Source organism: Bulleidia sp. zg-1006, from assembly GCF_016812035.1.
Taxonomy (GTDB): domain Bacteria; phylum Bacillota_I; class Bacilli_A; order Erysipelotrichales; family Erysipelotrichaceae; genus Bulleidia.
On record NZ_CP069178.1, the window covers coordinates 210,916 to 224,862 of the forward strand.

The following is a 13,947-nucleotide window of genomic DNA, read 5'->3' on the forward strand; positions in this document are numbered from 1 at the left end:
TCTCTGATGAAGTATTTGAAGTGATGGAAGAAATAGAAATGCTTCAAAAAAATGAAAGGATTTAAAAAATGGAATTTATTGTACCTAAAAACTTCAAGAGTGGGCGGTTGATTATGAATCGCTTTAAACCTATTGATTTAACACTATTAATATCAACTTTGATATTTAGTTTTTTAACATCTATAACCTATGTTGCGATGGTCGGGAATCTTGTTCATGTAGAAGTAATTGTGTTTTTGATTCTTCCAAGTGCTATTGTTTTTTTTCTAACGATGCCTTTTGGAATCAATCATAATTTATTCATTTTTTTAAGAATTGTAATTTTGTATATCAAGAAGAAAAAAGAATACTATTGGGAGGGAATAGCTCGTTATGAAGTTAGAGAAGATGAAAAGGAAACTGACTAGCTTTGAAAAAAAAGAAGTTGTTCGCTTTAAAAAACAACAAAAAGAAGTGCAGAAGATCAGAAAAAAAATGGCAAGCACAGTATCTTGGATGGATATTGATGAAGTTCAGGATAATATGATTATTTTAAAAAGAGGGTCTAAAACAGAATATGTTATGGGGTATAAAATTCTTCCTCATAACATTTTTATAGATGAAACAAATGCCTTTTTCAGAAGAATTCAAGCAGTAAGAAGTTGTTTTAATCAATCTCCAGGAAATTTATATTTTCAATTTGTGTACAGCCCAGTCAATGCTGATCAATATATCAATAATGTGAATAATCTTTTGAATGAAGAAGATGATAAAGTTGTCAAAAAAATGTTAGAAGCTGATTTGGATAAAATGGAATCCTTCCAACAATCTTTTAAAGAATTAGAATTTTTTGTCCTTATTAAGAGTTCTGAACCAAGAAAACTTGAGAAGGACATGGATGATTTATACGGTGCTTTGCAAGCAGGATTATTTTATCCTGAAGAATTAAATAAGCGTGATTTTTTCAATTATATTTCCTATGCGTTTGAAAACAATTCAATTAATGATTATATGTTTGGAAGAGGAATCCTTTCCTATTTAAATCAAAAAATTAAATACAATGAAGCAAAGGACAAGTTGGAAAAGACTGATTCAACAGAAGATTTTTCTAAGTACGGCACTCCAATTTATAATATTCGACCAGCCATCAAGAGAATTGAAAAGAGTAAGTTAGCTCCAACAGGCTTTGGAGTAAAAAATAATTATCTAATCATAGGCAATAAATATGTTTCCAATTTGCTGGTTGAAAAGTTTACCACTCATTTTACGGAAGGCTTCTTGTGTGAATTTTTAAATGATCCAAGAATAAAATTATTCATGTTGGATCGTCATTTAAAAGGCGTGAATATGGCACAAATGCTTAGAAGAGATTTAGCTGAAATGCAACAAAGATATAAAAAGAGTACCGATCGAATGGTATTGGCTAGAATTCAAAAAAATTTAGAATCTCAAGAACAGTATATTGAACAGGTTATTAGAAATAACGATAGAACACATGATGTTGTTCTGGTTTTGCAAGTGTGGTCGGACGAATTGGAAGAATTAGAACAAGTAAGATTGGATTTAATGAGTAGAGTATCTACTTACGGCTTAACCTTATCAAAGGCTAATTTTATCCAAGAAGAATTGTTTAAATTGGTCAATCCATTATGGATTGATATTAATCTTCCAGGAGTTGTGCTAGAACAGTTTGGACAACCTATGCCTTCTACTACTGTGGCTGGTTTATATCCGTGGGTATTTGATACTTTAAAAGATGAAAAAGGATTCTTGTTTGGTCATGAAAAGCAAAACGGGGGGATAGTTTTGTTTGATCCGGCATACTATATGCACAATCCTAAAGAAGCTCCTAAAGACAATAGAGTGAATGGCAACATGGTTGTTTTAGGAAAAGCCGGATCGGGGAAGACAACTGCCGTAAATCTTAATATCAGAAACTTTATTAGAAATAAGTGGAAGATTATTTGGATTGATCCTGAAAACAAAAACAATCGTATTACCAAAAAGTATAGCGGTACTTTTGTGAACTGGGGGCAACGAGATAATATTATTAATATTTTTGATTTAAAACCTATTTCTACTGATGATGATGAAGATGATTTCAAGATGTGGGATACTGAATTAGCTATTTTTAACGTTATTGAAGACTTGAATTTGCTGTTGCGGTATTTATTTCCAAGCATATCAGAAAATAGCCTGGCTCTTGTTGGGAATCTAGTTAAAAAGACTTATGAAGAGGTGGGTATTTCTAAAGATAAGGATGGCAAATATGAATCCTTCAAGGATAAGACTTATGAAGATATGCCTACTTTTTCAGATTTCAATAGAATCTTAGAAGCTAGAATGAGATTGCTAAACAGTTCCAATAAGGAACAGTATAAAAAGGAAAGTGAATATCTAAATGATCTTCACATGAAGTTACAAAGACTTTTAAATGAATGGTCGATTTATTTTAACGGTCATACAACGGTTAAGCTACCTGATGAACAAGGCAGACAAATCATTTCTTTTGGAACAAAAAAATTATTCAATCTATCAGATAATCTTCAAACGGCTTTGTACTATGTCATGTTTACTTATGCCTGGTCATTGTGTTTGGATGAAACGCAAGAATCGGCTTTTATTATAGATGAAGCTCATACGATGATTTTAAAAGGCAAGACAGCTGAATTAGTAGCGCAATTTTATCGTCGATCGAGAAAGTACAAGAATATTATATGTACGATAACTCACTCTCCAAGAGATTTCGCTGATGATAAAGTCCTTACTCACGGGAAAGCAATATTTCAAAATGCGGTTTACAAGATTATTATGAATTTGGATAAAGATGGTGTAACTGATGTTGCTAAACTTGACTCTTTAAATGATAATGAGCAGTTATTAATTCAAGATTTAATGCAAGGAGATAGCTTGTTTATTTGTGGATCTAAGAGATTACCTATTCATATTTTAGCAACAGATAATGAATTAGTTGAAATGGGAGCTGGATATGATTAATATCTAGCTTCATTTTTAGAAATTATGGAGGAATTTCAGGAAAGAAGGTATTTCTTATGAAAGTGGCAACGACAACGATTCGCCTAGATGAATCAACAAAAGAAAAATTAGAATATCTAAAACAAGCCAGTGGTAGAACATCGACTACGGAGCTTTTAGAAAAGCTGATACAGGAAGAATATGAAAGAAGTTTTTTAAATCATAACAATGATTATATTTCAAAAGTGGTAAGAAGAGAGCTGTCAAATATTCTTCAATTATATTGGAAAGAAATAAAATAATAAATAATTGAATTGATATGAATTATAGTATTTCAATAAAAATAGATTGGTATAAACCATACCAATCTTTTTAGAAATGAGGTGATCTAATCTGAAAATAGTAAAAAAATTAGTTAGTATTGTTTTTGGAATAATGGGACCCTATGTTTTGTTAATCATGTTATTGATGATTCCGATATTAGCATTGCTGAATACTCATCCTAAAGTAAGTTTAGGAACAGAAGTATCTGCCGGTTATACCGGATCTTCTAATATTACCATCAAGGAAGGAACATACTATTCAGGAAGTGATCCGGCAAACTATAGGATTTGGGATTCAATCTTTGCTAATGGAAATCCTTTTCCAAAATATCCTGGAAGTTATGATGGAAGACAATGCACCGCTTTTGCATGGGGCAGATTCTATCAAACCTACCATGTTTCATCGGGTGCTAGAGGTGATGGAAAAGTGAACGCAAAAGAAATTGTGTTGGCACATCCTGAACAATTTGTTCTAAGTAGTACGCCAGCTCCTAATTCTGTGTTTAGTTCTGAATGGACGTTGGGGAGCCCCGTCCATGGTCATGTCGGTTATGTAGAATCTTTTGATGGTCAATCTATATGGATTAGTCATGGGAATACACAAACTCCAGGCGGGATTCAATTGAATTGGAAGTACAGTTGGCAAGATTTCAAAAATCATTTTTGCAAAAGGGGTTGTTCTTTTGCAGTTCCAAAAAAATGAATTGGTATGAATCATACCAATTCAAAAAGGGGTAATTATGAAAACAAGAAGACTTGAATTTAGGTTGAGTGAAAATGAGTATAATAAATTTTCTTATCTAACCGAACAATTGAAAAAAAGTAATACAGCGTTATTTCAAGAAATGCTATCTTCTTATTATTTGAAATATGAAGATAAGAGTAATGAAAACATATTGGATAATGACACAAAAAAGGAAATCCATGAAATATATTGCTTGCTGAAGAAGATGGAGAAATTGGTATAAATTATACCAATTTTGGAAAGGAATGAAGAATGAAAGAAAATTTAAATATCCGAATTGATAAAGAAATAAAACAAAACTTAAAAACATTGGCTACACAGGAAGGGCTGAATATTACTGACTTTGTTGTTAAGTTGATTAAAGAATATCAAGTAGATTCAAAAGGAATTGGTATGAATCATACCAATTCAGATTCAAAGTTGCATACAGAGGATAAAATAAATGCTTTATTGGTTATGAATTTACTAACCTTGAAGCAACAATTTCCTTCATTGGACATTAATAAAATAAGCTTTGAAATGGATAGAATCATTGAAGAAAAGATTTACGAAAAATTATCAAAAATTGACTATCAATAAGTTTAAAAATGTACGGATAAAAAAACGAAAAAAAAATGAAATTACCTAGTATTTACTTGTGTAGACGATGGCAACACATATCCGTACACGAAACCAAAAAAATAGCCGATTTGTATATCAAAACGTGTAGATGATAGCAACACACTAAAATATCGATGAAATCTAGCTTTGCTAGATTGTCCGAAGAGATTGGACGATGAAAAACACGAGTTTTGAATACAATCTCCTTATCTTGCTTTCTTATTTACGAAATTTAGCGGGAATTTATTCATAAATGAAGCTAAATCATGAAAAAAATCATGGTAAATAAGGAAGTGAATTGAGTATTAGGAATGAATAATAACTAATGAAAGTCTCAATTCATAAAAAATAAATTGAATAGTTGGAACAAAATAATTGAATTGGTATGAATCATACCAATTCCTTTTTCAATAGAAAGGAATAATCTATGGCTATTCTTAAAAGTACCTTTTTAAAATATGGAACTTTAGCTCCGCCTAATTCAAATTTCAAAGGAGTTATTGATACCAATTCCATCTTTGGAGAAAAGGGCTTATTCAAATATCACAAAAGAGAATCAGCAATCAAAAAAAGTGGAGACTCAAAAAAAGATTATTCATTTTTTGATTATACACAAAGAGCCTATGCGGTTAATTCGTCTGAACGAAAAGAAATTTACTATACTTATTCTGATAATGGCTTTTTAACGGATAAAAAAGAAAAAGAATGGCTTCGGGAAGCAAAAGAATCTTTTAGTAAAAAAGGCAATTTATTATTTCAAGAAATGTTATCTTTCGAAAATTATGAAGAAGCGAAATCTTACGGATTAAATAGCCAATCTGATTTTGCTACCTTAATGGACAAATGTATGCCAAAAATTGCTAAGGCAATTGGTATGAATTATACCAATTTAATGTGGTGGATGGATTACCACACAAACACAAAGCACCCTCATATCCATTTTAATTTTTTTGAAAAGGAACAAACACTGACAAAAGGCAAGATTGATAAGAGAAAATTGGATCGGGTAAAAAGAATTATCTATACAGAGCTTTATGATCGAAAGCGAACTTTAGAACAAAGAAGCTCCTTGGAATTTAAACAAGAGATTGATTTAAGAAAAAAAGAAATTCTGGATTCTATTTCAATTAAGAACAAGCATTTAAATTACATGACAATCAATAAGATCTTCAATTTATACATTCGCTTGGAAGATACAGGGAGATTGCAATTTCATTCAATTCATCAGAAATCCAAACGAAAAGAACTATTAGAAATATCTGAAATGATATTAAAAGATACAGTTGGGAAGGAAGATTATCAAAATTTTCTAAAACTGCTAAAAGACAATGATAAAGCTTTAAATTCAGTCGCAAAAGAAAATGTATTCAATAATGCACTGACTAATCTTTATGATTTGAAAATCAAAATTGCAAATATGGTTTTGAAGGCTTATAAGGATGATGAAACAAAAGAAGCAATTGGTATGAATCATACCAATTCAAAAAAAGATGATCTGATGAATGATTATAATGTTCAAAAGATTAAAAAGAGAAGAGAAAAATATTTATCTGAAAACGGCTTCTCCAATAATGTAAAAGGGAAAAACTATGTTTTGAATAAGAGTGAAAAAAGTAGCTTTGCTTTTCGTTTAAATAGCCAATTTAGAAAGAATGTTGATCCTGAAATTAGGCAATACCTTTCTAATTCAAAATCAGAAATTAATGCCTATCTAAGAAATACGGATGAACTTGTTAATGTAGTGGATGATTTTGAAATTATCCAAAGTTTATAAAAACCAATTGGTATGAATCATACCAATTGAATAGAAAGGAGAGATTGGTATGAATCATACCAATTCAGATTATGAAATTAAGATATAAATTTTTGTTAATTGTTACCTGGTTTCCCTTATTATATTTGTCGGTTACGCAGATTGCATACTTTTTAAGTTTTCATTATGATTTGCTTGCTTGGAGTAAGCAGCAAAAATTCTTACTTCCCTGGTCGGTGGTTTACTGGCAAGGAAACAGTGACTATTTTAGATTAAGCCTAATCTTTTCCGGTTTACTGACTTTCTTTTTCCTTTTAACTTTGTTTTCTCCAAACAAAAGCGAAAGAGAAAGAAGAAGAGCTGAAAGAAGATTGACGGCTGAAGAAAGACTAGAGTATAAGCACTTATCAACAAAGAAGGAAACAAGAGTAGGACTGCAAAGATTAAATTTCACCGATGAAGCTGTATTGAATCATTTGAAAGAAGATAAGCTACAAAGTGCTATTGGTTATTGGTCAATGTTGCTAACTTTAATAAGTGTTCTAGCAATAATGGTCGGAGCCACCATTGGGACAATTACATATGCGGTTAGTAAGTTAAAGAACATCAAGACAATGTATAACATATATTGTATACCATTTATAAAGATATGGATTGCTTTTCTTCTGATTGGAATATTTGTATTTGTGTGTTCCTTTATAGTCAATGTTCAAAAAAGTTTATCAAACCGGCAAGAAGGAGAAAGATTCACCTGGGATTATTTTAGAGATTATTGTAATTATTGTTTCAATGAATCTAAAAAGAGAGCAAACAAGCTAATGGACTTCCTAAAAATGAATAAAGACTTCCGCTTTACCACCTTGAAAAAATGGAATATTAACAGAGAGGAGACTTACTTTAGATCGGGTATTCCGATAGAAACATTTAAAAATAAAATGTATGTAGATGCTTCCGATAGTCATAATATTGTAGTCGGAACTACCAATTCAGGTAAAACGCAATCACAAATTAATCCTATGATTATGGGATCCATGATGGCTGGGGAAAGTATGATTATCAATGATATTAAAGGGGAATTAATGCCCACTTTTTACCATAAGTTAAAAGAAAAAGGCTACACTATCATTTCCGTTAATTTTATTGATCCTGAAACATCTTCATTATGGAATCCGTTAAGTATTGTCATTAAAAAATACAGATCGATTGAAAAAAATTATGAAGAGAAGATTTTAAGCACAGTAGGAACTGAAAAGGAAGCCTATTTAGCGTATAAAAAAGAATACTTAGGTTTGATTAAAGAATTTAATTCCCTGATTCACCTGCATAAATTATGCACTTCAACAACGGGAATAATTCACTTTGCAAAATTAGGATTCAAGAATGTCAAGCCTTTAGTGGAATCCGCAAAAGAAATTTTGATTAGGGGAAAGCCCTTAGATCAGCAGTTGCAAAACATGTATGTCTTCGAGAAATTGCTAGATAGATTTAAAGAAAAGAAAATCCAAGTGGAAATGAAGAAGAAAACATCACTTCCACCAATTGATTTTTCTGAAGCACTAGAATATCTAAGAGATATTTCTAATACCTTGTTTCTGGAAAAAGATTCGAAAAATTCTTTCTTTTGGCAACAAGCGCAATTCCTTTTTGAAGGAATTATTCTGTTCATGTTGGAATATGAATACCTAGATCAAGATGAACAAGGGGAATATATCCTCAAGAAACTAGATGATAATCAGATTAATTTCAGAACAATAAAACTTTTTCGAGATGAAATGGTTACTACAGAAGCGTTTTTTAGAAACGATGAAATTATCAATCATTTCTTAATGTTAAAATCATCAGAAGATTTCTCCATGCAAAGAATGAAGGGCGTATTGGATCAACCGGAAAATACTAGATCCAATATTTTAGGAACATTCGACACAAAGATTAGTATTGGTACACTCAATGAATCCATAGCGAAAATGACAAGTCAATCTAATATTGATTTTCATGATTTAGGAACAAAGAAAACAGCGTTATTTATTGGTGTGCATGATGAAAAAGAAACCTACTATCCATTCGTGTCAATGTTAATTAAACAAGCGTATGAAGAGTTGGTTAAAACGGCTCGTGAAGATATTGATCAAAGGTTACCGATTCCATTAAATATTATCTGGGATGAGTTTGGGATTTCACCGGCATTAAAAAATATAGATAACATGTTATCGGCTATGCGATTTCGTGGAATTAGAATGACTATGGTTATTCAAGACTTTTCACAATTGGATGAAAAATATGGAAAAAATACAGCTTCATCCATTAAAAATAATGTTATGAATACTATTTACTTATTAGCCGGGGAAAAATCAACTTTAGAAGACATATCGTATAAGGCAGGTCATCGATTAAGTTGGAATAAAGAACTAAATAGATTTGATAAAGTACCAATCATGCCTGCGGAAAGACTTAGTCGCTTTCAATATGGAGAAGCATTGATTTTATCACAAAGGAAAAATCCTATTTATACCCATCTTAGGGAGTTTAAAAAATATGGCTACTATAAAAAATTAGGGAAACCATCCGCCGATTTAATGGATCGAAAGCTTCCTGAATTGAATTGGTTTTTACTAACGAAAGAATGGCAGAGAATACAAGATTTTAAATTTTAAGGAGGAAAAAATGAAATTTGTACAAGAGATAGATTTAAGAAATCAATTTTGGAAGAGATATGGATATAGGAAGAATATTATCCGTTATCAATTTGAGTGCCAAGCAAGGCATGGAGCGATGGACCTAGTTACAATCGATAAAGTACTATCTAAAGATGACAGACAACCTCATTATGAGGTGTGCAGCTTTGAGTTTAAGCTTACAGATATTGATAAAGCTTTTGCACAGGCTTACGAAAATTCAAAATACTGTCATAAAAATTTTATTGTCGTTCCTATGAATAAAAAGAAAACAATATTGGATCGATATTCAGATTATTTTGGTAAATATCCAAGCATCGGATGTATTGCAGTAGAGCATCCGGAAGATGGTGGGAATTGGGAAATATTCCACAAAGCTAAGGCTAAAAAGGATGATGAATTAGTATTTAATCAAAGTTTAATAAAATTATCTATGAAAGAATTATAAGTTTTTAATCTGTATTGATGATACTTTATTTATGAAAGAAAAAGGAGTTTTTATTATGAGACACTTTTCCCATTTAAGCTATTACAAAAGATTAAGAATTGAAAACTTACTAAAGGAAAAGGTAAAACCATGTGAAATAGCTAAAATACTTAATGTACATAATTCAACGATTTATAGAGAACTAAAAAGAGGGAGATATATTCACTTGGATACCCACTTACAAGAGGTGGAGGGATATAGTCCAATTATCGCTGAAGAAAGTTATAGAAATAATTTAACAAACAAAGGAGTATCAATTAAGTTAGGAAAACATCATGAATTTGCCAAATATATAGAAGATAAAATAGTAAGAGAACATTATTCACCAAAAGCGGTTTTGGAAGAGATAAAAATGAAAAAATTGTTTCAAGAAGTGTCTATATGTACGACAACCATTTATAACTATATTAAAAAAGATATTTTTTCAAAATTAGAGATGAAGAAGCTTCCAATGCCGAGAAGAAAAAAGAAAAGAAAAATAGTACCAAGAAAATGGATAAATCTAAAAGGTACAACGATTGAAGAAAGAGATAAGTCAATTTTATCCAGAAAAGAGTTTGGTCATTGGGAAATGGATAGTGTGATAGGAAAAAGAAACAAGAAAGTGTCATTATTAGTTTTGACCGAAAGAAAAACCAGGATGGAGTTAATTTTTAAATTAAAAGAGAAAAATGCTAGTAATGTAGTTAAAATGGTCAATCGGATTGAAAGGAAATTAAAATCTAAATTCAGTAAGATATTCAAAACAATTACGGTGGACAACGGCATAGAATTCTCTTATTTCAATGAAATAGAAAAGTCGTGTTTGTATGCAGGTAAAAGGACTAAGCTTTACTATTGTCATCCTTATTCAAGCTTTGAAAGAGGGTCGAATGAGAATGCCAATAGATTAATCAGAAGATGGATACCGAAGTACACAGATTTCACAAATATTAGTGAAAAGAAAATTCGAGAAATAGAAAATTGGATTAATCATTATCCTAGGGAAATATTAAATTACGATACTTCGTTTCACGCTTATCAAAAAGAATTAGAAAAAATATAAGTCTCATAGCTTGTTTTCTAATAACTTGTTTTTAGTGTGTTTAAAAGTAGGATAAGCGTTTTAAAATAGCGTTAAAATCAGTTATTTATGAAAAAAGTTAGTTGAAAAATCGACTAACCAATTTTATAAAAATTTTTTCGCATTAAATCTTGACATTCTCAATTTTTCGATAAATATGAAAAAAATGTTGACGGATAGGTAGGGGCGTGTTAGTATAACTAAGCAGTAAATAGCTGTGGAGGTTTAGCTCAGTTGGGAGAGCATCTGCCTTACAAGCAGAGGGTCAGCGGTTCGAGCCCGTTAACCTCCACCATTTTTTTCTAAATGCCGACTTGGCTCAATTGGCAGAGCAATTGATTTGTAATCAATAGGTTGTAGGTTCGATTCCTATAGTCGGCACCATGTTGGAGGCGTAGCGAAGTGGCTAAACGCGGCAGACTGTAAATCTGCTCCCTATGGGTTCGGTGGTTCGAAACCACCCGCCTCCACCATTTTATTTGTTGTGTTTATCGCAATGATTTCGGATTGGGGCATAGCCAAGCGGTAAGGCAAGGGACTTTGACTCCCTCATGCGTGAGTTCGAATCTCGCTGCCCCAGCCTTTTCTTTATTTATATGACTCGGTAGCTCAGACGGTAGAGCAACTGACTTTTAATCAGTGGGTCGAGGGTTCGAGTCCCTTCCGAGTCACCTCTTATGCGCGTGTAGTTCAATGGTAGAACGGCAGCCTTCCAAGCTGCATACGTGAGTTCGATTCTCATCACGCGCTCTTATTTTAAAAGTCCCGGTGAAATGGGCTTTTTTGATTTCTTGACATACTTTTTGGCCATTAAATTTTGACATTCTTCAATCAATTTATTTAAAAAAATGACTAAGAGATAAACATCCCTAGTCGCTCTTTTTATTCTTTTGGTATTGCTCTTTAATCTTGTTGAAGGTTTGATTGCTTAAATCGTGCTCAATTTTATGTGCGTCGTGATAAGCAATATCCGGATCAACTCCTAATTGTTTAAAATAACCGGTCAACACAGTATTTCGTTCATGAATTTTTTCAGCAATCGCAAGACCTGTTTCCAATAATTCTAAAGAACCATCTTGGTTCATTTGAATATATCCATTTTCTCTTAATTTTTTCATAGCGATAGAAACACTCGCCTTGGAATATCCGGTTTCTTCCGCCACATCAATAGAATGACAAATACCTTTTCTTTCTTTAATCACTAAAATAGCTAATAGATAATCCTCACCCGATTCGTAAATAGACATTTAAACTCCTTTTCAACCATTATACCTGATTTTTAATTTCGAGGAATAACAATACTTTTGTAAGCCCTCTTTTAGTATTATGAACATTATAAATGTTTAGTGAAACAAAATAGAAATCATGGAGATGTAAAATACCAATAATAAAATGCCAAGGGAACGATGCTTTTCAAGTTAAAAGTACATTCTTGCTTGTATTTGCTTCGATAATATATAAAGTTGAAAACCGGTCTTTGTTAAATGTAGTCAATTTCTATATAATCCTAAATTTGACAGTTTTAAAAAGATAAAGATGAAAAAACGCTCTATTTAAGCCTTTTTTTCATCTTTTTTCTTTATTCAAAATGTAATAATATTTTAACTTTTGGTCTTCTTATTAATTTCATTTAAGCTTTTAAAACTCATAATCTCATAGTCAGTATTAAACTTAAAAACATCGTGTAATTTATCAGTTATTACTGTTCTAGTATAAGCAGGAATGTATTGTTTATTGCCTATCTCACATAATTGCATACTTCTTAAGGTTGTTATAATTTCTTTTGTGGTGTATTGAACTAAGTTTTTTTCAATAATCCTTTCAACTAACAATGCCATAAAGCAAGTTAAAAAGTGTGAGTATATTCTACTTTCTCTACTAAGATATACCGGTCGTGCTTTAAATTCACTTTTTAATATTCTAAAACTTTCTTCAATCTTCCATCTTTGACGATGTACTTGTAAGATAATCTTGATATTATCTTCTAAATTAGTGCTAATACAGTATAAACCATCCCATTTGCTTTCTTCAGCTATTTTTTCACTATTTAAGGATAGATGTTGTTCTTTTGCGGATACTCCATCTTCATTGGTATAGTCAATGGCTATTAATCGTTTAAAATCTGTTGCTTTTTGATGATTTCTTAATTTCTTATTACTTGAAATGACTGCTTCTGCTCTGATTATTTGTTTGGATCTAAGATGTTCCTGATAACCGGCGTATTCCGGCGAATAACTTACAATGATTCTTTCTTCAACACCATTTTCCTTAATCCATCTTTCTTTATAATAGATATGATAGTCATTTTCTAATTCTTTTATTTCTGATAATCGAAAAACTTTACCATCACCATCTCTTTTCCAACCACTATCTTCAAATACCCAATCTTTAATTACTTGTTTTGCCTTTTTAAGTGAATAAGTCATAATAAAACCACGATTAGTGATATCATTGAATTTCTTATTAGTACAACTATTTAAACCGGCATCACAACAGATAATCACTTTATCTAATCCATAGTCTTTAATAATTTTTTGTTCGATAGGTTTTAGAGAAGCTTGTTCGTTTTTATTGCCTTGAAAGATATCAAAAGCAAGGGGTAAACCATACTGATCTAAAAATAAGCCCATTTGCACAATCGGATTAGGTCGATGTTCTTTAGATAATCCATATTGTCTAATTCCTTTTTCTTCTTCAATTTCAAAAAAGTAGTTAGTACAATCATAATATAAGATAGATGAATTGCGTTTAAAGTTATTGTGGGTTGTTTGGTATAAACTTTCTTGAATAAAATCTTTGTATTCATACATTTTTTCTAAAGTACGATATACATCGTGTAAAGCGAAATTTGGGGCTTCAAAGAAATGCTTTGAAAACTCAAAAGTGGATAGTTTAGAACTGGGTGCTAAAATCCTACTCGCAACAAGATAACGCATAATTTGGTTTAAATCAAATTTGAATTGTCCTTCTTTTTTGATTTTATCACTAATCTTAGTTAAACCACAGTCCTTTAATATTTTTTGGATAAAGAAATAACCAATATGCACATGACGAATTGTTTTATGATTAATTCGATTAGCAGGTGCAAAAGAAACAGTAATTCTTTCCTTATCTTCTTTCATCTCTAAAGTTTTTTGCTTAGCATATGCTTTAGTCCAAGTATCAACATCAAGATTAGGGTCACCCACCTTTTTACGAATATCATCAGCACTTCCAAGGGCTTCAAAGATATGGGTAGAAACTTTTTTACCGGTTCTTTTAGAATAGGCAAGATAATAAAAGGTCGAGTTTTTAGATTTCGATTTAGTGATAAACATAGGCACACCTCCACTAATATTATATCAGATAT

The 13,947-nt window shown here is 31.3% G+C and carries 12 protein-coding genes and 6 tRNA genes; 16 read left to right on the forward strand and 2 right to left on the reverse strand.

Annotation, left to right across the window (positions count from 1 at the left end; all coding sequences use genetic code 11):
- The first annotated feature begins 68 nt into the window (after nt 1–68).
- The 16 genes from JOS54_RS01050 to JOS54_RS01125 all read left to right on the forward strand — a co-directional run bounded on the left by JOS54_RS01050 (nt 69) and on the right by JOS54_RS01125 (nt 11,348).
- Entirely contained in the window at nt 69–407 is a 339-nt protein-coding gene (locus JOS54_RS01050; RefSeq protein WP_203245240.1) for a hypothetical protein, read from the forward strand.
- A complete protein-coding gene (locus tag JOS54_RS01055; protein ID WP_203245241.1) occupies nt 373–2,976 on the forward strand; it encodes a VirB4 family type IV secretion system protein in 2,604 nt (867 codons plus the stop codon). Before JOS54_RS01050 ends, JOS54_RS01055 begins: the two co-directional genes overlap by 35 nt.
- Nucleotides 2,977–3,032: 56 nt before the next feature.
- On the forward strand, nt 3,033–3,257 hold the full coding sequence (locus tag JOS54_RS01060; RefSeq protein WP_203245242.1) for a ribbon-helix-helix protein, CopG family: 225 nt from the start codon (nt 3,033–3,035) through the stop codon (nt 3,255–3,257).
- 133 nt (nt 3,258–3,390) lie between these two features.
- Entirely contained in the window at nt 3,391–3,981 is a 591-nt protein-coding gene (locus JOS54_RS01065) for a CHAP domain-containing protein (RefSeq protein ID WP_203245243.1), read from the forward strand.
- A gap of 37 nt (nt 3,982–4,018) precedes the next feature.
- On the forward strand, nt 4,019–4,246 hold the full coding sequence (locus tag JOS54_RS01070) for a hypothetical protein (RefSeq protein ID WP_203245244.1): 228 nt from the start codon (nt 4,019–4,021) through the stop codon (nt 4,244–4,246).
- 29 nt (nt 4,247–4,275) lie between these two features.
- Nucleotides 4,276–4,602, forward strand: coding sequence for a DUF1778 domain-containing protein (locus JOS54_RS01075; RefSeq protein WP_203245245.1), 327 nt, complete (start codon nt 4,276–4,278; stop codon nt 4,600–4,602).
- A gap of 448 nt (nt 4,603–5,050) precedes the next feature.
- Nucleotides 5,051–6,397 (forward strand): relaxase MobL, encoded by a 1,347-nt coding sequence (gene mobL / locus JOS54_RS01080; RefSeq protein ID WP_203245246.1) that lies wholly within the window; start codon nt 5,051–5,053, stop codon nt 6,395–6,397.
- A gap of 299 nt (nt 6,398–6,696) precedes the next feature.
- Nucleotides 6,697–9,027, forward strand: coding sequence for a type IV secretory system conjugative DNA transfer family protein (locus JOS54_RS01085; RefSeq protein ID WP_203245247.1), 2,331 nt, complete (start codon nt 6,697–6,699; stop codon nt 9,025–9,027).
- Nucleotides 9,028–9,037: 10 nt separating this feature from the next.
- The gene (locus JOS54_RS01090; protein ID WP_203245248.1) at nt 9,038–9,496 is read left to right on the forward strand and encodes a hypothetical protein; all 459 of its coding nucleotides are present in this window, start codon (nt 9,038–9,040) and stop codon (nt 9,494–9,496) included.
- A 55-nt stretch (nt 9,497–9,551) separates the two neighbouring features.
- Entirely contained in the window at nt 9,552–10,580 is a 1,029-nt protein-coding gene (locus JOS54_RS01095) for an IS30 family transposase (RefSeq protein WP_203245249.1), read from the forward strand.
- Nucleotides 10,581–10,817: 237 nt separating this feature from the next.
- Nucleotides 10,818–10,893 (forward strand) — tRNA-Val (locus tag JOS54_RS01100).
- A gap of 13 nt (nt 10,894–10,906) precedes the next feature.
- A tRNA-Thr gene (locus tag JOS54_RS01105) sits at nt 10,907–10,982 on the forward strand.
- 4 nt (nt 10,983–10,986) lie between these two features.
- A tRNA-Tyr gene (locus tag JOS54_RS01110) sits at nt 10,987–11,071 on the forward strand.
- A gap of 35 nt (nt 11,072–11,106) precedes the next feature.
- Nucleotides 11,107–11,178, forward strand: a tRNA-Gln gene (locus JOS54_RS01115).
- A gap of 18 nt (nt 11,179–11,196) precedes the next feature.
- Nucleotides 11,197–11,269, forward strand: a tRNA-Lys gene (locus tag JOS54_RS01120).
- Between the two features lie 8 nt (nt 11,270–11,277).
- Nucleotides 11,278–11,348 (forward strand) — tRNA-Gly (locus tag JOS54_RS01125).
- Nucleotides 11,349–11,467: 119 nt separating this feature from the next.
- Here JOS54_RS01125 and JOS54_RS01130 read toward each other — a convergent pair.
- Both JOS54_RS01130 and JOS54_RS01135 read right to left on the reverse strand, forming a co-directional pair.
- Nucleotides 11,468–11,845, reverse strand: a complete 378-nt coding sequence (locus JOS54_RS01130; protein ID WP_203245250.1) for a metal-dependent transcriptional regulator — start codon at nt 11,843–11,845, stop codon at nt 11,468–11,470.
- A gap of 354 nt (nt 11,846–12,199) precedes the next feature.
- Nucleotides 12,200–13,915 (reverse strand): IS1634 family transposase, encoded by a 1,716-nt coding sequence (locus tag JOS54_RS01135; RefSeq protein WP_203245251.1) that lies wholly within the window; start codon nt 13,913–13,915, stop codon nt 12,200–12,202.
- Nucleotides 13,916–13,947 lie beyond the last annotated feature (32 nt).

Coding starts and splice junctions, on each gene's coding strand:
- JOS54_RS01050 (WP_203245240.1), top strand. CDS start 69: ATGGAATTTATTGTACCTAAAAACTTCAAGAGTGGGCGGTTGATTATG.
- JOS54_RS01055 (WP_203245241.1), top strand. CDS start 373: ATGAAGTTAGAGAAGATGAAAAGGAAACTGACTAGCTTTGAAAAAAAA.
- JOS54_RS01060 (WP_203245242.1), top strand. CDS start 3,033: ATGAAAGTGGCAACGACAACGATTCGCCTAGATGAATCAACAAAAGAA.
- JOS54_RS01065 (WP_203245243.1), top strand. CDS start 3,391: ATGGGACCCTATGTTTTGTTAATCATGTTATTGATGATTCCGATATTA.
- JOS54_RS01070 (WP_203245244.1), top strand. CDS start 4,019: ATGAAAACAAGAAGACTTGAATTTAGGTTGAGTGAAAATGAGTATAAT.
- JOS54_RS01075 (WP_203245245.1), top strand. CDS start 4,276: ATGAAAGAAAATTTAAATATCCGAATTGATAAAGAAATAAAACAAAAC.
- mobL (WP_203245246.1), top strand. CDS start 5,051: ATGGCTATTCTTAAAAGTACCTTTTTAAAATATGGAACTTTAGCTCCG.
- JOS54_RS01090 (WP_203245248.1), top strand. CDS start 9,038: ATGAAATTTGTACAAGAGATAGATTTAAGAAATCAATTTTGGAAGAGA.
- JOS54_RS01095 (WP_203245249.1), top strand. CDS start 9,552: ATGAGACACTTTTCCCATTTAAGCTATTACAAAAGATTAAGAATTGAA.
- JOS54_RS01130 (WP_203245250.1), bottom strand. CDS start 11,845: ATGTCTATTTACGAATCGGGTGAGGATTATCTATTAGCTATTTTAGTG.
- JOS54_RS01135 (WP_203245251.1), bottom strand. CDS start 13,915: ATGTTTATCACTAAATCGAAATCTAAAAACTCGACCTTTTATTATCTT.